This window comes from Marinitoga arctica (assembly GCF_054657315.1).
In genome coordinates, this window is record NZ_BAAHYY010000091.1 from 1 (window position 1) to 324 (window position 324).

The 324-nt window shown below is 28.1% G+C and carries 1 protein-coding gene; it reads right to left on the reverse strand.

Going from position 1 to position 324, the window contains the following annotated elements; translation table 11 throughout:
• Positions 1 to 324 (reverse strand): HAMP domain-containing protein (locus ACYQ44_RS10500; RefSeq protein WP_459997245.1); only part of this gene is annotated, 324 nt, incomplete at both ends.

Below are 324 nucleotides of genomic sequence, written 5' to 3' on the forward strand. Positions count from 1 at the left end.
TTATTTCTTCTACTGATGATGCTGTTGTTATTGTACTTCTCTTTATATTTCCTGCACTTTCGTCTATTTGTATCATCTGTTCTGTCTGTTTTTCTAAATTTATATCTATTTCTTTTGACATTTCTTCTAATTCTTCTGATGACTCTTTTACTTCCTTTAAATACTTCGTTATATTTTTTGCCATTATATTTAATGATTCTGATATCCTTGCTATTTCATCTCTTCCTTTTACTTCAAACTTTTGGGTTAGGTCACCTTCTCCAAATTTCTTTACTTTTTTTGATAACTCTACTAATGGTTTCCCTATTGAATTTCCTATTAAAA